The sequence below is a fragment of the Labrys miyagiensis genome, from assembly GCF_030160835.1.
Taxonomy (GTDB): domain Bacteria; phylum Pseudomonadota; class Alphaproteobacteria; order Rhizobiales; family Labraceae; genus Labrys; species Labrys miyagiensis.
Map to the genome: position 1 here is coordinate 193,982 of NZ_BSPC01000024.1, position 18,113 is coordinate 212,094.

Sequence of the window (18,113 nt, forward strand, 5' to 3'; positions counted from 1 at the left end):
ATCTCGGTTTCAAGCCAATGGCAGGCGCCGGACCACCGCATTCACCGAGGCAAAAGTCCGTTCATGCGGGGCGCCGGGAAGGCCTGAGCAGGAAGCGTCATAGACAATGAATTGATGGCGCCGCATTTGCAGCCACCCCTTGGCAAGGTCATGGTCTCCTCCCATGTCCACCACGGGAGGAGCGCAGTCTTATCGGCGGGCCACGAACACCGCCGTGTCGAAGGTGAAGGAGCCGTCCTCCTCGATCTCGAAATAGGCCCGCACCTCCTCGGATACGGCCGCCTGCAGGGCGTGGATGGCCTCGACGAACACAGGCGGTGTGCGCATGCGGGCGATCCAGGAGGTGAAATCGATGTGGAGCCGCCGCATCTGCATATCCTTGACGCTGAAGCCGGCGCTGGCGAGCATCGCCTGCCACTCGGCCACCGAATAGTCGCGCACATGGGACGGGTCGCGCAGCATCTCGAAGCTCTGCAGGAAGGTGTCGTTGACCACGGCGGTGGGCGCGACGGCGTCGGCGAACACCAGAGTGGCGCCGGGCCTGGCGACGCGGAAGGCTTCGCGCAGGGCGGCGGGCACATCGCCCCAATGATGGGCGCTGAAGCGGCTCATCACCATGTCGAAGCTGGAGTCGGCGAAAGGCAGGCGCTCGGCCGAGCCTTGCTGCGTGACGATATTGCTCAAGCCCCGCTTGGCGGCTTCCGCTGAGACGGCGGCCAGCATGTCGGCCGAGAGGTCATAGGCCGTCACGATGCCGGCAAAGGGCGCGGCGGCGAAGCTGACATGGCCGCCGCCGCAGCCGAGGTCGAGCACGGCGGCGGGCCTCACGGCCTCGACTTCGGCCTGCATGGCCCGGAGATCCTCGCCCTGGGCATGCACGGGGCTGGCGACATAAGCTGCCGCCTGCGAGCCGAATTGATGGGCGACCAGGGTTTCCAGATTGGCCGAGCGGGCCATGACAGTCTCCATGAGGTTATGATGTGAGGCCGTGTTGCCGCGCCGATCCGGAGATCGACGCGGGACCGTTTGGGAGACCGGTGCGACAACACTGGAAGAGCTCTAAATTCTCAAATACACTGGTACCAGATCCAATTTTATCCTGGTATGAAAGCTGCCATGACCGTCGAAACCGACCAGGCCCGCCGCCAGCAGCTGGGAGAATTCCTGCGCTCGCAGCGAGCCCGGCTGTCCCCCGCTTTGTTCGGGCTGCAGGGCGGTGCCCGGCGGCGGACGCCGGGACTGCGCCGCGAGGAAGTCGCCCAGCTCGGGGGCCTCTCGACGACATGGTATACCTGGCTGGAGCAGGGGCGCGACATTTCTTTGTCCGCCCATGCGCTGGGCCGGCTCGCCAATGTGCTGAAATTCTCGGTGGCCGAGCGCGCCTATCTCTTCGACCTCGCCGGCAAGCGCGATCCGCATGCGAGCGCCGGGGCCGAACCCGCCGCACCCTCGGCCTTGCTCGTGGCCCTCGAAACGATCTCAGGCCCAGCCTATGTGCTCGATCACCTCTGGAACGCACTCGGCTGGAACGGCGCGGCGGCCGAGCTCTTCGCCGGCTGGCTCGATGGCGAGAATGACCGCAACCTTCTCCATTTCATCTTCCTCCATCCGGCGGCCCAGCTCTTGATCGACGGCTGGGAGGGACGGGCGCGACGGGTGATCGCCGAGTTCCGCATCGACTACGGCCATCACCTCGAGGAGCCGGCCATGCAGGCGCTGGTGCAGAGCCTGATCGCGTCGAGCCCTTTCTTCGCCGAGGCCTGGCCCGTTCACAGCGTGGTCGGCCGCGAAGGCGGCGCCCGGCGCTTCAACCATCCCAGGCGCGGACCGGTGGAACTGCAGCAGATCACGCTCAATCCGACAACGCGGCCGGATCTGAAATTCGTGATGCTGGTGTAAGAGAGCCCGTCGCCTCGGCTGTGCGAGATGAAGCAGTTGAGAAAGAGACGCGGCATCGAAGCCCCTCGCGTTCAATTCTGCATCGTCTCATCTCGCTCAGCCGTGGCGCGAGGGACTTGTCGGTCCCCCACGCTTGCCGCACCCTCCACACTCGGCTAGTTTCGCGACGATCTACCCTCAAGGTATTCCTGATGTCCGTTGAGACTGACCTCCTGGTCGACAGGCGCGTTTTGCGCCGCAAGCTTTCCGTCTGGCGCGTGCTGGCCTTCCTATTCCTCGCCCTTGCGCTGATCGTCGCCTATTTCGCCCTGATCGGCACCAGCGCCTTGCAGCATCGCGCGCCGCATATCGCCCGCATCAAGCTGGATGGTTTCGTCGGCGACCAGACGGCCAATCTGAAGCTGTTCGATCAGATCGCCGCCTCGCCTGCGACTGGTGTGATCGTCGACATCAACTCGCCCGGCGGCACCACCTCCGGCGGCGAGGCGCTTTATGACGGACTGCGCAAGCTCTCGGCCAAGAAGCCGACAGTCGCCGTCATCGACGGGCTCGGCGCCTCGGCCGCCTATATGGCAGCCATCGGCACCGACCATATCGTGGCGCGGCGCTCCGCGCTCGTCGGCTCGATCGGCGTGCTGGTGCAATATCCCAATGTTTCCAAGCTGCTCGACACCATCGGCGTCACCGTCGAAGCGGTGAAGTCCTCGCCCCTGAAGGCGGCGCCCGATGGCGTGACGCCGACCAGCCCGGAGGCGCGGGCGGCGCTGGCTTCGGTCGTCAACGATACCTATGGCTGGTTCAAGGATCTCGTAAAGGACCGCCGCAAGTATGACGATGCCGGCCTCGCCGCCGTCTCAGACGGGCGCATCTTCACCGGCAAGCAGGCGCTCGATCTCAAGCTGATCGACGAGATGGGCGACGAGAGCACCGCCATCACCTGGCTCAACACCAGCAAGTCGGTGGCCAAGGACCTGCCGGTGGAAGACTGGGACAAGCCCTCGGTGAGTTCCTCCTTCCCCTTCGCCAAGGCGGGCGCGGCCTGGCTCGCCGACAGCGTCGGGCTGAAATCGCTGGGCGATGTCATCCGCGCCGCCCCCGAAACCCAGCCAGGCGCGCTTGACGGGCTTGTCTCGGTTTGGCACCCTTGAGGGGTCGATGTCCCGCGGTCTGTCGGGACTCTGTGAACTGTCATCGGCTTGGTCCAGGAAGCGTGCCGGTGCATAAGGGATCGGCGCGATTCGGGCTGAGCAATAAGAATTCAACAAGTCCGGCGACTGGCGGGAACAAGAATGATCAAATCCGAACTGGTTCTGAAAATCGCGGAGGCCAATCCGCATCTTTATCAGCGCGACATCGAGAATATCGTCAACGCCATTCTCGATGAGATCGCCGGTGCGATGGCCAAGGGCGACAGGGTGGAACTGCGTGGTTTTGGGGCATTCTCAGTGAAGGCCCGCCCGGCCCGCATCGGTCGCAATCCCCGCACGGGCGCCCATGTGCCGGTGGAGGAGAAATTCGTGCCGTTCTTCAAGACCGGCAAGGATATGCGGCTGCGTCTGAACAAGACCCCGGCCAAGGTATAAGCGTGGCGACGAGTTCGACCGCGAGACAGCTGAACTGGTAGCAGGCCATGAAACGCGCTTTCTATTATCTCATCCTGATCCTGGCCCTGGCGGTCGTCGCGGGTTTCGCCTTGGCGAACAAGCAGTGGATCGCGCAGGGCGTGGACCTCTCCTATGACCCGACCCGGCCGGGCAGTGCCGAGAGCACTCTCCATCTGCCGATGTTCCTGGTGCTGTTCGGCGTGTTGCTGGTCGGCATGATTCTCGGTGGCCTCACCGTCTGGTTCAAGCAAGGCCGCTTCCGCCGCGCTGCCCGCGTGGCGCAGGGCGAGGTCGAGCGCCATCGCAGCGAGATCGACCGCTTGCGCAGCCAGGCCAATAGCGGCGACAGCCGCGAAGGCCAGACGATGCTGCCCTCGAGCGTGCCCTTCTGAGGGCGCTCCTGGCATTACAGTTCTCGCGCAAGCCTGACCGAAAGAGCGTCGGAATCTCGACTTTTGTCATTGCCGGGCTCGTCCCGGCAATCCAGGCAAGCGCGAACACGTGATAGGGGGCGGCTGGGTGCTCGGGACAAGCCCGGGTATGACAAAATCTGCGATTCCTTCAGCGAGCTCACGAATTTTCAGTCCGACTCTGTCACCCTTATCATCCCGGAGCGCCCATGCGCGTCATCACCGCTGACGAGATCGATGCCCTTCTGACCTTCCCCGAACTGGTCGAGGCGCTCAGGGAGGCTTTCGCCTCCGATTTCGTCACGCCGCCCCGCCAGCATCTGGAGATCGGCCACGGCGCCTCCGCCGCCACCGGGCTGATCATGCCGTCCTGGACCGGCGATGCGCCCGGTCCCGGCGCCTTTCTTGGCACCAAGCTCGTCAACGTCTTTCCGGCCAATGGCGCGCGCGGCATGCCGGCTGTGCTCGGCACCTATGTGCTGATGTCCGGTGAGACAGGCGCGCCGCTGGCGGCGATCGACGGCACGCGGCTCACCCATTGGCGCACGGCGGCCGCTTCGGCGCTTGCCGCCACCTTTCTCGCGCGGGCGGATGCCGCGACTCTCGCCATGATCGGCGCCGGCGCGCTGGCGCCCTTCCTGATCGAGGCCCATGCCAGCCAGAGGCCGATCCGCGAGGTCACGATCTGGAACCACCGCGCCGAGCGGGCCGAACAGGTCGCGGCCGATCTGTCGCAGCGGGGCCTGCCGGTGCGCTACGAGCCCGATCTCGAAAAGGCGGTGCGCGGCGCCGACATCGTCTCTTGCGCAACGCTATCGAACCTGCCGCTGGTGAAGGGGGGCTGGCTGAAGCCGGGCACGCATCTCGATCTCGTTGGCGCCTTCAACCTGCAGATGCGGGAAGCCGATGACGAGGCCGTTCGCCGGGCCGAACTCTTCATCGATACGCCAAGCGCGCTGACCGAGGGCGGCGACATCGCCGTCGCCATCCGTGCGGGCCTGATCGGGCGGGACGACATCCGCGCCACCCTGGCCGACCTTGCCCATGGCCGGCACAAGGGGCGGAGCAGCGCCGAGGCGGTGACGCTGTTCAAGTCGATCGGCAGCGCGCTGGAGGATCTGGCGGCGGCGATCCTGGTGTGGAAGAAGGCGGGATAATCCCTGGGATAGCAGGCATCTCAGCCACAACCATAGTTGTGGCGATAGCCTGCTCTTCTCTTCCTGCAAGCACCACGTTTCCAAGAGCAGGCAGAGATGCCTGCGATCCCAAGGGGTCCGAAGCCTACCCTGCCTTCTCTTCCTTCCTATGATTGGCGTCGAGCGCCTCGCGCAGCCAGTCGAGCCAATCCTTCAGCGATCCGGCCTGCCCTGTCTCCAGGCCGGTGGCGGCGCCGATCTGCGAGGGCACGGCCACGGCCTTCTCGCGCAGCGCGCGGCCGGCTGCGGTGAGACTGATGCGCACCTGGCGCTCGTCCTTGCTGTCGCGCTGGCGCCGCACCAGACCGGCGGCCTCCAGTCGCTTCAGGAGGGGGGTGAGCGTATTGGTCTCCAGGAAGAGCCGGGCGCCGATCTCGCCCACCTTGAGCCCATCCTTCTCCCACAGGCAGAGCATCACGAGATATTGCGGGTAGGTCAGCCCGAGCGGGTCGAGCAGCGGCTTGTAGGAGCGGCCAAAGGCATTGTTGGCGGCGTAGAGGGCAAAGCAGAGCTGGTTTTCCAGCAGCAGTGGAGCGGATTCCATCGCGACCTCCTTGAGCAAAACGCGTTAAGGCTGGGACCTAATCCGGCTCTAGCACGTTGTTTCGGAGCGTCTTGCGATTCCTGGCGGTTCCGTCAGACTCGTAAAACACTCCTTATGGTGCAAGCGGCATCTTCGAACAAAAGGCCAACTTTTCCATATCGTTGAAATCTTATCGCATACGACAGAGTCGCGGAACCATCCGTGCAAACTTTTCTGTGCAAAAATAAATATCGCACACGATATAAACCTGTGCGATATAGGCCGTGTCAAATCCTTAAGGAGGTTTCGATGAAAGTCCTTTACACCACAGCCGCCAAGTCCGATTTCCATGGCCGTGATGGCGGCCATGCCGGCACGCTCGACGGCAATTTCTCCGTCACCCTGTCGCTGCCCAAGGAATTGGGTGGCTCCGGTAATCCCGGCACCAATCCCGAGCAACTGTTCGCCACCGGCTATTCCGCCTGCTTCATGGGCGCCCTGCGCTTCGTGGCCGGCAAGGAGAAGGTAACGCTGCCGGCTGACGCCACGGTGACGGCCACGGTCGGCATCGGCCCTCGCGACGACGGCACGGGCTTTGGCCTTGATGTGGCGCTCGCCGTCTCTCTGCCGGGCATCGACAAGGCCGCAGCCGAGGACCTCGTCGCCAAGGCCCATATCGTCTGCCCGTATTCGGAAGCCACCCGCAAGAACCTCGACGTTCGCCTCAGCGTGGTCTGAGCGGCGATCCGCGATCAGGACGGCGCCAATTCAACCGGATTGGCGCTGCCTTCCCCCGCGGGGCATAGTGGCGGCGATTCGCTTGAAGAGTGCCGCCATGTCTCTCCCTCGCCCCTGGCGCGAAATCCTGCCTCAACTGGTGTCGACAGCCCTGATCCCGCTCACGGTGGCTGGTATCGGCTGGTATTACACGCGCTGGCAGCAGAATCTCACCGACCTGCGCACCATGATCGACATGATGACGGATGCCGCGCCCGAGAAGCGCAAATACGGCATCGCCATGTTCGAATATCTCTTGAAGAACGACAAGGTGCCGGTGGAATTCATTACCGCCCAGCTCGACTATGCCAATTCCTCCTCCGACCGCGACCTGCTGCCCCTTCTGGAGAACGCCATCCAGAAGGCCTCGCTCGCCAACGGCTCGGTGAAGGACGCCTATCAGGAGGCAACGGCGCGCCTGCCGAGCCGCATCTTCGTGCATGTCCTCAATGACGGGCAGCGGGCCTGCCCCGGCATCCTGCTCGATGAGCTGAAGGACAGCGACAAGGCCGGCATCACCTTTCCCTCGGTGATCCCGGTGAAATGGTCGGGCGAGGCGAACGAGCTGCGATACTTCAAGATCGCCGACCGCAAGCGGGCCGAATCCCTCACCGAGTTGTTCTCGACGGTAGGCCTGCAACTCACCACCAAGGACCTCTCGACCAGCTGGAGCGGGGCGCAGGATTCACGCCCCAACACCTTCGAGATCTGGCTCGGCAATGCGGCGCTGCCGGCGGGCTGCGCACAGCCGAAGATCTAGCCGGGACCGCCGGCTTTCCAGCCGGCTCTGGAACCGTTGACTTCGTAAGAAAGGGCGCCGCCGTCACGGCAAGCGCCCTTTCCTCACGATGCCATGTTCAAGGTGCCGGCTGGAAAGCCAGCGGTCCCAGGCTACGCCGCCTTCGCCACTGCTCCCGTCACAACCCGAGCGATATCCGCCGCCAGCCTGTGCGGATGGGTGACCATCACGCCATGCGCCACGCCTTCATAAACAACCAGCTCCGCGCCCGGGATCAGCGCCGCATAGCGCCGGCCGGTCAGGTCGAGCGGGGCGGAGGCGTCACGGTCGCCATGGATGAGGGTGACCGGCAGCCGGAGCGCCGCCGCCTCGGCCCGGAAGTCCGCCTCGACGATGGCGCGCTGGAGGTCGAGCAGCACGCGCCGCGAGCCGTTCAGGATCATGGCGAGCAGCCCGTCGATGACAGTGCGGCTGGCACCGGGGGCGAAGGGCTCGGCATTGGCTTCGAGCCAGGCGGGAAGATCGTCATGCAGGCTGGCCATGACCTGTTCGAGCGCCTCACGCGGCAATCCGTAGGGATTGTCGGGCCCCGCTACCAGGCACGGCCCCTGGCCGCCGACCATGACGATATGGGCGAGGCGTGAAGGGCCGTGACGGCTGACATAGCGCAGCACTTCGCCCGCCGCGCTCGAATGGGCGACGACGGTGACATCATGGAGGTCGAGCTTTTCGATCACGGTAGCGAGGTCGTCGGCGATCAGGTCGAAGTCGATGCGGCCGGGATCGGTGGAGCGGCCATGGCCGCGCCGGTCATAGGCGATGGTGCGCAGGCCCCGTGTGTTGAGCGCGGCCATCGTGGCGCCCCAGCAGGTGGAATCCATGCCCCAGCCGGCCAGGAACAGCACGGGTGCCCCCTTGCCCCAGTCGCGGATGAAAAGCTGGTGGCCGTCGGCGATTTCTATGAATGGTGCGGTCATCGGATCCTCCTTGCTTGCGATGAGGTGAGGATGCCGCTTGCCGCGGACCGAAGCGATTACGTGCGAGGTAATCGCGTTTGCGGCCCCGTTTCCTACCCTCGTCCGCATGGCAATCGGATGGAGGAATGAGATGAGCGTGACCTATGTGATCGGATTCAGCGTCAGGCCGGACCAGCGCGAGCGCTTTCTTGGCCTGCTGACTGGCGTGCTCGACGCCATGCGCCACGAGTCAAGCTTCATGAATGCCACCCTGCATGCCGACCCGGCCGACCGCTGCCGCTTCCTGCTGCACGAGACCTGGGCCGACCACCAGGAGGTGCTCGATGTGCAACTGCATCGCCCCTATCGTGCGGCCTGGCACGAAGCGCTGCCGGACCTGCTCACCGCCCCGCGCGACATCTCGATGTGGACGCCGCTGCGGGTGGATGGGCAGGAGCGTTATGCTTCGGCCTGAGGCACAGACTCTTCGGTTGGGCGAGATGAGCCATTTCAGGACGAGGCGAGCCGATTGCGCTCCCTCGCCCCGTTCTTACGGGGAGAGGATGGAGGTGAGGGGCGGCGCAGGGTTCTGTGATTGGCGTTCTGTAGCTCGCAGCGATCGTCACCTCCATCATATCTTATTGATTTATTTATGAGAATAATTCTTCCAATGCTGCGTAGCCCCTCACCTCCATCCTCTCCCCGTAAGGACGGGGCGAGGGGACTTTGAAGGCGCGCGTCGTCCTCGGATGTCTCATCTCGCCGCACCGAAAGAAGGCTCCGGTACAAGGCAAAACATCCCTTTCCTGTCTCACCACAAGTTCTTCCCGTCGATCACTGTCACCGGCACGGCCTCGAGCTCGAAATCGTCGAACAGGCGGGCATTGATGCTGATCTTGGGGTGCTCGAAATCGGGCTCGCCTTTCGACCAGTCTGGCGTCTCGGTGAAAGTGCCGCAGCCGCAGGTGGCGCAGAAATGGTGCTGGATCGTCTTCGAGTTCCAGCGATAGGTCGCGATCGCTTCCGGCGGGGAGGTCAGGCGGAATTGCTCCGGCGTGTAATAGGCCCAGAGCGAGCCGCGCTTGGAACAGAAGGAGCAGGTGCAGCGCGTCACCGTCTCCGGCGCCGCATCCACTTCGAACCGCGTGCCGCCGCAATGGCAGCTGCCCTTGAGAGCCATGGCTTGTTCCTTTCCGTGCTTCGGGGTAGGCCTTTCATAGTCCGCTGCTGCTGACATCTGCCTGTCAGCAGTGGCGTCTAAAGCAAAGATGCGTCCAGGTAGGAGCGGATTTCCAAGTTAGCGCATTGGCATCAAAAGCATTTTGCGATTCTTGGTGATTCGACCTGAAGGTAAGACGCGCTAGATGAGATTATCATGAGCGCCGCCCGCAAGATCCACTCCCTGACCTTTCATCTCTTCGGACTGGCCGACGAGGATGCCGCCGACGAACTCCTCGACGACGTCGAGGAATTCGCCGATGGCATGACGTGGCCGTTCGGCCAGCCGGATGCCTACAAATACCTCGAGGACGAGGCGGATGACGTCGTCAAATGCGCCGTCGAATTCAAGGTGCGGGCGGCCATCGCCGGCAGCGCCATTGAGGCGGAGAAGCGCGACTTCGAAGCGGCCATGGCGCTGATCGAGTATCTGCGCCAGCTTTCGCTCAGCCATTCCTTGGATATCGAGGTCGATTTCGACGAGGAGACCATCGGTTCGATCGACAAGGGCGTGTTCAGCGCTTCTCTCCATGCCGGGCTGATCGAGCCCTGGGCCGCGGCGCTTGCCTCGTGAGGGATTTCGCAGACCCGGGTGAAGGGCGCGCGCCGGTGGGCCGATCTCCAGATCGGCCCTGGTTTTTTCGGTTGGAACGGCGTTTCCAAGAGGGTCGACCTGGAGGTCGAGCCACCAAGGCCCGTGCTCTCCCTGCGCTCCTCGCCATCCTCTTCCTCGCCTTCGCTCTGTTCGCGCCCGTCGCAGGCCATGCCGAGGAGGATCCGTTCGGCTTGCCGCTGGAGCTCCACAAGGCTGCCAGGCCCGATGGTACGCTCATGCTGCTGCTCTCGGGCGACACCGGCTGGGGTGATCTCGAGGAAACGGTGGCTGCTCGCGCCAACCAGGCCGGCGTCAGCGTGATCGGCCTCGATTCCCGTCGTTATTTCTTTTCCGGCAGCACGCCGGGGAAGCTTGCCGCGGATCTGCAGCGCATCCTCGGCTTTTACGGCCGGGCCTGGCATGCCCCCCGTTTCGTGCTGGCCGGTTATTCCTTTGGAGCCGACGCCCTGCCCTTCGCCTGGAAGCACCTGCCGGAGCAGACCCGGCGTCGGACCGAGCTCATTGCCCTGATCGGCCTGCAGCCGGCCGCCAATTTCAGCATCTCGATCTGGGAGATGCTGGACTTTCCAGCACCCGACGACGTGCCGGTTGAAACCGCCGTCAGGGACCTGCCCAAGCACAAGGTGCTCTGCATTCATGGCGTCGCGGATGGCGAGGCCTGCGGTCTGCCGGTGCTCGATCGCGCCACGCGGGTGCCGCGCCCCGGCGGCCATGATTTCGACGGCGATTACGCGGCCGTGGCGGAGGCGATCCTGAGGCGGTTGCGCACGGCGCGATAAAGCGTTTTGCGATTTGACGGAATCGGCAAGAATCGCAAAGACGCGTCGAAACAAAGAGTTAGAGCAAAGAAGCGTTCACGCTTGAACGCGCTTCGCTCTAGGGTCAGACGGGCGTGAAGGCGAAGGCTCCGTCCTTGCGCGTGATGCGGCCGAGGCCTCTGACATGGCTGCCGGTCACCAGCCAGCCCTCCATCGCGGCTTGCTCCAGCATGGCGAGGCGCGTGCGTCCTGCCATGTGCGCGTCGAGGTCGAAGTTGAGGGCGGCCCTCGGATCGGCGGTCTGCACGTCGATGAGATGCAACGCGTCGGCCCATATCAGCAGTGCGTCCGGGCCGCTGCCGAGGCGATAACCCATCTGCCCGAGCGTGTGGCCCGGCAACGGCACCGCCTCGATATCGGTCACGCCGGGCACGGGACCGGAGCCGATCGTGCTCAGCCGGCCACGATAGAGATCGAGCAGGCCGGCGGCGGTCTTGAAGGCGCCTTGGCGGGATTCTGGCAGCGAGGCCTTGGCCGTCTCGTCGGTGAAGAAGGCAAGCTCGGCCTCGGGCACCAGGATCTGCGCTTGCGGCAGCCAGGCCCCGCCATCCTGGAACAGGCCGAGCGCATGGTCGCCATGGAGATGGGTGAGGAGCACGCGGTCGATCGCGGCAGGCTCGATGCCGAGATCGCGCAGGGCCTGCCGCGCCTTGCCAAGGCTTGGGCCCCAGGCCGTGCCGGTACCGGCATCGATAAGAGTAAGGCCGTCAGGCCCCCGCAACAGGAAGCAATTGACGTCGAACGCTACCTTCTCGCCTGGCCAGGCCGCGAGCACTCTCTCTCGCGCGGCCTCTCCGTCGAGATGGGCGAGCATCTCCTTCGGAGTCTCGAAGATGCCGTCACGAAGAACCGTGAATTCATAGGAGCCGAAGCGGGCGGAAGTAGCGGTCATCGGGGAGATCCGGTGTTGTTGCCGTCGAAGGCGCGCCGCTCCACTCAGGCTGCGAGCTCGCCGATGACAGCATCGAGCAGGGGAAAGCCCGCGCGGGTGACGCGGATATGCGAACCGTCGCGCTCAATCATGCCGCTGGCATCGAGAGTTGCGAGAGCACCCTCGGAAACGCCGCGCCCGCGCAGGCGGGCAAGGCGGGTGAGGTCGATGCCCTCGGCGAGGCGCAGGCCCATTAGCAGCATCTCGTCGCCCTGCTCATCCGCTGTGAGGGTCTGGTCGTCGATGAGGCCATGGCCGTCTGCCCTGACGCCGGCCAGCCATTTCTCCGGATTGCGTTCGGTCGAGAGCGCGCGGCGCCGGCCGCTCGCGTCGATGAGGCGGCCATGCGCGCCGGGGCCGATGCCGGCATATTCGCCATAGCGCCAATAGACGAGATTGTGCCGGCACTCGGCGCCGGGCCGGGCGTGGTTCGAGATCTCATAGGCCGGCAGGCCGCGCTTTTCGCAGGTCTCGCGCGTGATGTCGAACAGCACGCGGGCCTCCTCGTCCGGCATCGGGATCAGCTTGCCTGCCGCCACCAGGCGCTCATACATCGTATCGGGCTCGATGGTGAGCTGGTAGAGCGACAGATGCTCGGCCGCCCGGTCGATCGCCTCGTCGAGCTCGCGCTGCCAGTCATTGGGCTGCTGGTCCGGCCGGGCATAGATGAGGTCGAAGGAATAGCGCTCGAAGCTCTTCGCCGCGATCTCGACCGCCGCCATGGCCTCCGCCACCGAATGCATGCGGCCGAGACGCTTGAGGTCGGCATCGTTCATGGCCTGGACGCCGAGCGAGACGCGGTTGACGCCCGCGGCGCGATAGCCGGCGAAGCGCGTGGCGTCGACGCTGGTGGGATTGGCCTCGAGCGAGATCTCGACATTGGGGGCTATCGTCCAGGCCCCGCCGATGGCATCGAGAATGGCGCCGACTGTCGCGGGCTCCATCAGCGAGGGCGTGCCGCCGCCGAAGAAGATCGAGTCGACGGTCCGCCCCGGCGCGATGGCGGCCATATAAGCGATCTCGCGGCGATAGGCATCGAGATAGCCGGCCTGGTCGACGCCGCTCTGGCGGACGTGGGAGTTGAAGTCGCAATAGGGGCATTTGGCCAGGCAGAACGGCCAATGCACATAGACGCCGAAGCCGGGCTCTTGGGGGGAGGAGGTCATGGCGCTCAAGTGGCACCGCGAGGGGGCGGCGTCAATGGCGACGTCCGGGTGCACGGGCATCTTGCCCGTTCTTCCCTTGACCTCGGGCGTATCGTTTCCAAGAACGGGCAAGATGCCCGTGCACCCGGATCACCCTTCGAAATCGTCCGGCGTCACCGGCAAGGCGCGCTTGTGCATGGTGGCGCGGTGGGTCGCCAGGATGCGCTCGCGGGCGGCCGGCGTGATCGTCCTGCCTTCGAGGAAATCGTCGATCTCCTCATAGCTGACGCCATAGACATCCTCGTCCGGCTTCAGCGGCGCGTTGGATTCGAGATCGGCCGTCGGCACCTTGAAGACGAGCTCCTTTGGCGCGCCGAGATGGCCGGCGACCGCCCGCACCCGGCGCTTGTTGAGACCTGAAAGCGGCAGGATGTCGGCCGCGCCGTCGCCGAATTTGGTGAAGAAGCCCATCACCGCCTCGGCGGCATGGTCGGTGCCGATGACGAGGCCGCGAACGGCGCCCGCGAGGCCGTATTGGGCGATCATGCGTTGGCGCGCCTTGATGTTGCCGAGATGGAAATCCGCGCGGTCCAGTTCGAAGAGGTCGCCGGCATCGCGCATGAGCTCGGCCATCATCGCATCGGTCGCCGGCTTGATGTTGACGGTCGCCACGCGGTCCGGGCGGATGGTGGCAATGGAGGCCTGCGCATCGCTTTCATCGGCCTGCACGCCATAGGGCAGGCGCATGGCGATGAACCGCGCTTCGTAGCTCTCGCCGCGCAGCCGCTCGACGGCGGCCTGGGCCAGCAGACCGGCGGTCATCGAATCGACGCCGCCGCTGATGCCGAGCACATAAGCGCGACAGCCCGAAGCCTTCAGGTAGCCGGCAAGAAAGGCGATTCGCCGCTCGGCTTCCGAAGCTGCGTCGAAAACGGCGGAAACGCTCATGTCCGAGGTGATGTGCTGATCCATGCCTGTTCCCGCCTTTCCAGGTGCCTACGCGAGCCGATCGTGGCGTTAGGGAGCAGTGGAAACGGATGATGTCAATGGACCTGCGTGGCGCGCAACGGTAGATGCCGGCATGGCGCACCCGGGGGGCGGGTCTTCAGAGTCTGACTCAAAAGTTGTTAAGAAGCCGAGGGAGGCGTAGATTTTGTCATACCCGGGCTTGTCCCGGGTATCCAGACTCCGCCTTTCCGACGTTTGCGCTTCCCTGGATTGCCGGGACAAGCCCGGCAATGACAAAAAGTCGAGGTTCCGTCGACTTTCCGGTCAGGCTCTGAAGACCCGCCCCCCAACGTCTACCCAGCCAGATAGCGGTTGAACCAGGTGATCGTGCGCTCCCAGGCGAGCTTGGCCGCCGCCTCGTCGTAGCGCGGCGTCGAATCATTGTGGAAGCCGTGATTGACGTTTGGATAGATATAGGCCTCATAGACCTTGTTGTTGGCCTTCAGGGCCGCCTCATAGGCCGGCCAGCCATCGGTGATGCCCTTGTCGAGGCCGGCATAATGAAGGAGGAGCGGGGCGTTGATGCGTGGCACATCCTCGGCTTTCGGCTGCCGGCCATAGAAGGGCACCGCCGCGGCGAGTTCGGGATAGGCGACGGCCGCGGCGTTGCAGACGCCGCCGCCATAGCAGAAGCCGACGATGCCGACCTTGCCATTGACATCGCTTGACGCCATCTGGAACTCCACCGCGGCGAAGAAATCGTTCATCAGCTTGACGGGATCGACGCTCTTCTGCAGCGCCATTCCCTTCTCGTCATTGCCGGGATAGCCGCCGACGGAGGTGAGGCCGTCGGGCGCCAGCGCCACGAAACCCGCCTTGGCCAGGCGGCGGGCGACATCCTCGATATAGGGGTTGAGGCCACGGTTCTCGTGCACGACCACCACGCCGCCGACCTTGCCGGTCGCCTTGGCGGGCTTGACCCGATAGGCGCGCACCGTGCCGTTGCCGTTGGGCGAGGGGTAGGTGATGTATTCGGGCACGATGTCGGGATCGGTGAACTCGACCTGCTGGGCCAGCGCGTAGTTGGGGCTCATCGAGGCGAGGATCGCCGCCGCCGTCAGGCCGCCGACGGCGTATTTGGCCGCACGGTCGAGGAACTCGCGCTTGGTGATGCGGCCATGGGCATAGAAATCATAGAGTTCGAGCAGTTCCTGAGGAAAATCCTTCGCGGTGAGACGGTTCATGGCTCGGCGTCCTTCTGCGTTCTCCCTGGGAGGATCATAGGCGCGAGAAGGCGGAGGGGTCTAGGAAGGGGAAGATGACAAATTAGAGAGGTTGGAGGGCGAAGTTGGCAGGGCGCGACCAACAAGGACGAGGTGCGACGCGATACCCCCAGCTTCGTGGGGGAGGCTCAGGTCGCGCCCTTTTTGCTATCGCTATCCACAGCCCCATCCCCCGCGAATCGTGCCTCGCCTCCCGCCTTCTGCTACCGTCCCGCCATGACCACTTCGCCCCAGAAGCTCGAACCGGCGGACGCCCAGAACGTCACGCCGATGATGGCGCAATATCTCGAGATCAAGGCAGGCCATCCCAATGCCCTGCTGTTCTATCGCATGGGCGATTTCTATGAATTGTTCTTCGAGGATGCCGAGGTCGCCTCCAAGACGCTCGGCATCGTGCTCACCAAGCGCGGCAAGCACCAGGGCGAGGACATCGCCATGTGCGGCGTGCCGGTGGTGCGGGCGGATGAATATCTGCAGCGTCTGATCGCCTATGGCCATCGCGTCGCCGTCTGCGAGCAGATGGAGGATCCGGCCGAGGCCAAGAAGCGCGGCTCGAAATCGGTGGTGAAGCGCGGCGTGGTGCGCCTGGTCACGCCAGGCACCATCACCGAGGAGACGCTGCTCGAGCCGACGCGCGCCAACCTCCTGCTGGCAGTGGCGCGGCTGCGCATCTCCGACCACGAGGCGCGTTTCGGCCTTGCCTTCACCGACATCTCCACCGGCGAGTTCGGCGTGTCGGAAGCCGATGCGCCGGGCCTGGCCGCCGAAATCGCCCGGCTCGACCCCTCCGAGATCGTGCTGGCCGAGAGCGTATATGAGGACGGCGAGCTTGGCTCCCTCTGGCGCGAGACGCGCGCGGCGGTGACGCCGGTCGGCCGCGACGTCTTCGACGGGGCGCAGGCCGAGCGGCGCCTTGCCGCCTTCTACAACGTCGGCACCATCGACGGTTTCGGCACCTTCTCGCGCGCCGAGCTGGTCGCCGCTTCCGGGCTCGTCACCTATATCCTGCGCACGCAGGTCGGCCAGAAGCCGGCGCTCGATCCGCTCCGGCGCGATGGCGCCAGCGCCCATATGGCCATCGATGCGGCGACGCGCACCAATCTCGAATTGCTGCGCACCACCAGCGGCGAGCGCTCGGGCTCGCTGTTCGACGCTATCGACCGCACGGTGACGGCCGGCGGCGGGCGCCTGCTGGCGCAATGGCTGGCGAGTCCGCTGGTGAGGCCTGAGGCGATCATGCCCCGGCAGGATGCGGTGGCCTTCTTCGCCGAGCAGGCCCTGCTGCGCGGCCAGATCCGCACGCGGCTGAAATCGGCGCCCGACATCGCCCGCTCCATGGCGCGCCTCGCTCTCGACCGCGCCGGCCCGCGCGATCTCGCCGCCCTGCGCGAGGGGCTTGCCGGAATCGCCTTGCTGGAGGGCCTGCTGCAGCGCCAGACCGATCTGCCGCCCGTCGTCGCCGCGATCCTCACGGCGCTTGCGCGGCCCGACCAGAGCCTGGCACCGCGCCTTACGGCCGCCTTGCAGGAAGACCTGCCGCTGCTCAAGCGCGACGGTGGCTTCGTGCGAACAGGCTTCAGCGCCGAGCTCGACGAGACCCGAGCCCTGCGCGACGAGAGCCGGCGCGTCATCGCCGGGCTGCAGGCGCGCTATGCCGAAGAGAGCGAGGTCCGCCAGCTCAAGATCAAGCACAACAACATGATCGGCTATTTCGTCGAGGTGCCGCAGCAGGCGGGCGAGGCCTTCCTGCAGCCGGGGCTGCGCGAGACCTATGTGCACCGCCAGACCATGGCTGGCGCCATGCGTTTTTCCACCGCCGAGCTCTCGACCCTGGAATCGCGCATCGCTTCGGCGGCCGACCGCGCGCTGGCGGTGGAGCTGCAGGTGTTCGCCGATCTTGCGCAGGCCCTGCTCGCCGACGGAGCCGCCATCCGCGCCGCCACCGAGGCGCTGGCGCTGCTCGATGTCATCGTGGCGCTCGCCGTGCTGGCGGACGAGGAGAACTATGCCCGCCCGCTGGTCGACGCCTCGCTCGCCTTCGCCATCGAGGGCGGCCGCCACCCGGTGGTGGAACAGGCGCTCAAGCGCGAGGGCAAGCCCTTCGTCGCCAATGATTGCGATCTGACGGGCGAGAAGTCGGGTGCGATCTGGCTGCTGACCGGTCCGAACATGGCCGGTAAGTCGACCTTCCTGCGCCAGAACGCTCTCATCGCCGTGCTCGCGCAGATCGGCTCCTTCGTGCCGGCGAGGAAAGCCCATATAGGCGCCGTGGACGCCTTGTTCTCGCGCGTCGGCGCGGCGGACGATCTTGCCCGCGGCCGCTCGACCTTCATGGTCGAGATGGTGGAGACGGCGGCGATCCTCAACCAGGCCGGCCCGCATGCCCTCGTCATCCTCGACGAGATTGGCCGCGGCACCGCCACCTTCGACGGCCTCTCCATCGCCTGGGCGGCAATCGAGAACCTCTCCGCCGTCAATCGCTGCCGGGCGCTGTTCGCCACGCATTATCACGAGCTCACCCAGCTGACGAAGAAGCTGCCGCGCCTTGCCAACGCCACCATGCGCGTCACCGAATGGCATGGCGACGTCGTCTTCCTGCATGAGGTGGTGCCGGGCGCCGCCGACCGCTCCTACGGCATCCAGGTCGCCAAGCTCGCCGGCATGCCGGCGGCGGTGGTGGAGCGCGCCCGCACCGTGCTGGCGCAGCTCGAGGCCACCGACCGCCAGGCACCCACCGCCAAGCTCGTCGACGACCTGCCGCTCTTCGCCGCCGCACCGCGCCCGGCGCCGCAAGCGGCGGTGAAGCAGAAGGACGAACTCGGCGAGGCACTCGATGCACTCGATCCCAATGATATGACGCCGCGCCAGGCGCTCGACGCCTTGTTTTCCTTGAAAGCCAAACGAGATACGGACAAGAAGAGGTGACTGGGAGCGCGGACGTCTCGTCCACTCTTGAACCTCCACCAAGCAGGACCTCGTGCGCCGCCGCCGTCGCGCCTGGTTCTGTAGCGGCGAGGTTCAAGAGCGGACGAGACGTCCGCGCTCCCAGG

The 18,113-nt window shown here is 65.3% G+C and carries 19 protein-coding genes; 11 read left to right on the forward strand and 8 right to left on the reverse strand.

The features are described from left to right. Window positions 1-189 precede the first annotated feature (189 nt). Complete coding sequence (locus QQL24_RS14105; protein WP_284312816.1) at window positions 190-957, reverse strand: class I SAM-dependent methyltransferase; 768 nt, start codon at window positions 955-957, stop codon at window positions 190-192. Between the two features lie 159 nt (window positions 958-1,116). On the opposite strand from QQL24_RS14105, the gene QQL24_RS14110 reads away from it, so the two are divergent. The 5 genes from QQL24_RS14110 to lhpI all read left to right on the forward strand — a co-directional run bounded on the left by QQL24_RS14110 (window position 1,117) and on the right by lhpI (window position 5,070). After that, on the forward strand, window positions 1,117-1,899 hold the full coding sequence (locus QQL24_RS14110) for a helix-turn-helix transcriptional regulator (protein ID WP_284312817.1): 783 nt from the start codon (window positions 1,117-1,119) through the stop codon (window positions 1,897-1,899). A 191-nt stretch (window positions 1,900-2,090) separates the two neighbouring features. After that, window positions 2,091-3,047, forward strand: a complete 957-nt coding sequence (sppA, locus tag QQL24_RS14115) for a signal peptide peptidase SppA (protein WP_284312819.1) — start codon at window positions 2,091-2,093, stop codon at window positions 3,045-3,047. 141 nt (window positions 3,048-3,188) lie between these two features. Beyond that, window positions 3,189-3,482 (forward strand): integration host factor subunit beta, encoded by a 294-nt coding sequence (ihfB, locus tag QQL24_RS14120; RefSeq protein ID WP_284312820.1) that lies wholly within the window; start codon window positions 3,189-3,191, stop codon window positions 3,480-3,482. 47 nt (window positions 3,483-3,529) lie between these two features. Continuing rightward, on the forward strand, window positions 3,530-3,895 hold the full coding sequence (locus QQL24_RS14125) for a LapA family protein (RefSeq protein WP_284312821.1): 366 nt from the start codon (window positions 3,530-3,532) through the stop codon (window positions 3,893-3,895). Between the two features lie 227 nt (window positions 3,896-4,122). Next, window positions 4,123-5,070, forward strand: coding sequence for a bifunctional Delta(1)-pyrroline-2-carboxylate/Delta(1)-piperideine-2-carboxylate reductase (gene lhpI / locus QQL24_RS14130; protein ID WP_284312822.1), 948 nt, complete (start codon window positions 4,123-4,125; stop codon window positions 5,068-5,070). A gap of 124 nt (window positions 5,071-5,194) precedes the next feature. Here the strand turns inward: lhpI and QQL24_RS14135 are convergent, their stop codons facing one another. Further along, entirely contained in the window at window positions 5,195-5,653 is a 459-nt protein-coding gene (locus QQL24_RS14135) for a MarR family winged helix-turn-helix transcriptional regulator (protein ID WP_284312824.1), read from the reverse strand. Window positions 5,654-5,941: 288 nt separating this feature from the next. Between QQL24_RS14135 and QQL24_RS14140 the strand changes: the two genes are divergently transcribed. Together QQL24_RS14140 and QQL24_RS14145 are read left to right on the forward strand one after the other, a co-directional pair. Beyond that, on the forward strand, window positions 5,942-6,370 hold the full coding sequence (locus QQL24_RS14140; RefSeq protein ID WP_284312826.1) for an organic hydroperoxide resistance protein: 429 nt from the start codon (window positions 5,942-5,944) through the stop codon (window positions 6,368-6,370). Between the two features lie 97 nt (window positions 6,371-6,467). Next, window positions 6,468-7,169: a hypothetical protein gene (locus QQL24_RS14145; protein WP_284312828.1), complete on the forward strand. Its 702-nt coding sequence runs from the start codon at window positions 6,468-6,470 to the stop codon at window positions 7,167-7,169. Window positions 7,170-7,300: 131 nt separating this feature from the next. On the opposite strand, the gene QQL24_RS14150 is transcribed toward QQL24_RS14145, so the two are convergent. Beyond that, window positions 7,301-8,125, reverse strand: a complete 825-nt coding sequence (locus QQL24_RS14150; RefSeq protein WP_284312829.1) for an alpha/beta fold hydrolase — start codon at window positions 8,123-8,125, stop codon at window positions 7,301-7,303. Window positions 8,126-8,255: 130 nt separating this feature from the next. Between QQL24_RS14150 and QQL24_RS14155 the strand changes: the two genes are divergently transcribed. Further along, entirely contained in the window at window positions 8,256-8,579 is a 324-nt protein-coding gene (locus QQL24_RS14155; protein ID WP_284312830.1) for a putative quinol monooxygenase, read from the forward strand. A 336-nt stretch (window positions 8,580-8,915) separates the two neighbouring features. Here the strand turns inward: QQL24_RS14155 and QQL24_RS14160 are convergent, their stop codons facing one another. Next, window positions 8,916-9,284: a GFA family protein gene (locus QQL24_RS14160; protein WP_284312831.1), complete on the reverse strand. Its 369-nt coding sequence runs from the start codon at window positions 9,282-9,284 to the stop codon at window positions 8,916-8,918. 195 nt (window positions 9,285-9,479) lie between these two features. Between QQL24_RS14160 and QQL24_RS14165 the strand changes: the two genes are divergently transcribed. Further along, window positions 9,480-9,896, forward strand: coding sequence for a hypothetical protein (locus QQL24_RS14165; RefSeq protein WP_284312832.1), 417 nt, complete (start codon window positions 9,480-9,482; stop codon window positions 9,894-9,896). A 71-nt stretch (window positions 9,897-9,967) separates the two neighbouring features. Then, window positions 9,968-10,717, forward strand: a complete 750-nt coding sequence (locus QQL24_RS14170) for an AcvB/VirJ family lysyl-phosphatidylglycerol hydrolase (RefSeq protein WP_284312833.1) — start codon at window positions 9,968-9,970, stop codon at window positions 10,715-10,717. A 103-nt stretch (window positions 10,718-10,820) separates the two neighbouring features. Here QQL24_RS14170 and aidB read toward each other — a convergent pair whose 3' ends face one another. From aidB to yghX, 4 genes are all read right to left on the reverse strand, one after another. Next, window positions 10,821-11,648 (reverse strand): AidB family quorum-quenching N-acyl homoserine lactonase, encoded by an 828-nt coding sequence (aidB, locus tag QQL24_RS14175; RefSeq protein ID WP_284312834.1) that lies wholly within the window; start codon window positions 11,646-11,648, stop codon window positions 10,821-10,823. A 44-nt stretch (window positions 11,649-11,692) separates the two neighbouring features. Then, window positions 11,693-12,853: a radical SAM family heme chaperone HemW gene (gene hemW, locus QQL24_RS14180; protein ID WP_284312835.1), complete on the reverse strand. Its 1,161-nt coding sequence runs from the start codon at window positions 12,851-12,853 to the stop codon at window positions 11,693-11,695. A gap of 129 nt (window positions 12,854-12,982) precedes the next feature. Beyond that, window positions 12,983-13,804 carry an NAD(+) synthase gene (gene nadE / locus QQL24_RS14185; RefSeq protein ID WP_284312836.1) on the reverse strand — a complete coding sequence of 274 codons (822 nt, stop codon included), beginning with the start codon at window positions 13,802-13,804 and terminating at the stop codon, window positions 12,983-12,985. Window positions 13,805-14,133: 329 nt separating this feature from the next. Then, entirely contained in the window at window positions 14,134-15,024 is an 891-nt protein-coding gene (yghX, locus tag QQL24_RS14190) for a YghX family hydrolase (protein WP_284312837.1), read from the reverse strand. Window positions 15,025-15,279: 255 nt separating this feature from the next. Here yghX and mutS point away from each other — a divergent pair, with 255 nt between their 5' ends. Continuing rightward, window positions 15,280-17,988, forward strand: coding sequence for a DNA mismatch repair protein MutS (gene mutS / locus QQL24_RS14195; RefSeq protein WP_284312838.1), 2,709 nt, complete (start codon window positions 15,280-15,282; stop codon window positions 17,986-17,988). Window positions 17,989-18,113 lie beyond the last annotated feature (125 nt).

Coding starts and splice junctions, on each gene's coding strand:
- hemW (WP_284312835.1), bottom strand. CDS start 12,853: ATGACCTCCTCCCCCCAAGAGCCCGGCTTCGGCGTCTATGTGCATTGG.
- QQL24_RS14135 (WP_284312824.1), bottom strand. CDS start 5,653: ATGGAATCCGCTCCACTGCTGCTGGAAAACCAGCTCTGCTTTGCCCTC.
- aidB (WP_284312834.1), bottom strand. CDS start 11,648: ATGACCGCTACTTCCGCCCGCTTCGGCTCCTATGAATTCACGGTTCTT.
- QQL24_RS14140 (WP_284312826.1), top strand. CDS start 5,942: ATGAAAGTCCTTTACACCACAGCCGCCAAGTCCGATTTCCATGGCCGT.
- lhpI (WP_284312822.1), top strand. CDS start 4,123: ATGCGCGTCATCACCGCTGACGAGATCGATGCCCTTCTGACCTTCCCC.
- yghX (WP_284312837.1), bottom strand. CDS start 15,024: ATGAACCGTCTCACCGCGAAGGATTTTCCTCAGGAACTGCTCGAACTC.
- nadE (WP_284312836.1), bottom strand. CDS start 13,804: ATGGATCAGCACATCACCTCGGACATGAGCGTTTCCGCCGTTTTCGAC.
- QQL24_RS14155 (WP_284312830.1), top strand. CDS start 8,256: ATGAGCGTGACCTATGTGATCGGATTCAGCGTCAGGCCGGACCAGCGC.
- QQL24_RS14145 (WP_284312828.1), top strand. CDS start 6,468: ATGTCTCTCCCTCGCCCCTGGCGCGAAATCCTGCCTCAACTGGTGTCG.
- ihfB (WP_284312820.1), top strand. CDS start 3,189: ATGATCAAATCCGAACTGGTTCTGAAAATCGCGGAGGCCAATCCGCAT.
- QQL24_RS14125 (WP_284312821.1), top strand. CDS start 3,530: ATGAAACGCGCTTTCTATTATCTCATCCTGATCCTGGCCCTGGCGGTC.
- sppA (WP_284312819.1), top strand. CDS start 2,091: ATGTCCGTTGAGACTGACCTCCTGGTCGACAGGCGCGTTTTGCGCCGC.
- QQL24_RS14165 (WP_284312832.1), top strand. CDS start 9,480: ATGAGCGCCGCCCGCAAGATCCACTCCCTGACCTTTCATCTCTTCGGA.
- mutS (WP_284312838.1), top strand. CDS start 15,280: ATGACCACTTCGCCCCAGAAGCTCGAACCGGCGGACGCCCAGAACGTC.
- QQL24_RS14150 (WP_284312829.1), bottom strand. CDS start 8,125: ATGACCGCACCATTCATAGAAATCGCCGACGGCCACCAGCTTTTCATC.
- QQL24_RS14110 (WP_284312817.1), top strand. CDS start 1,117: ATGACCGTCGAAACCGACCAGGCCCGCCGCCAGCAGCTGGGAGAATTC.
- QQL24_RS14160 (WP_284312831.1), bottom strand. CDS start 9,284: ATGGCTCTCAAGGGCAGCTGCCATTGCGGCGGCACGCGGTTCGAAGTG.
- QQL24_RS14105 (WP_284312816.1), bottom strand. CDS start 957: ATGGCCCGCTCGGCCAATCTGGAAACCCTGGTCGCCCATCAATTCGGC.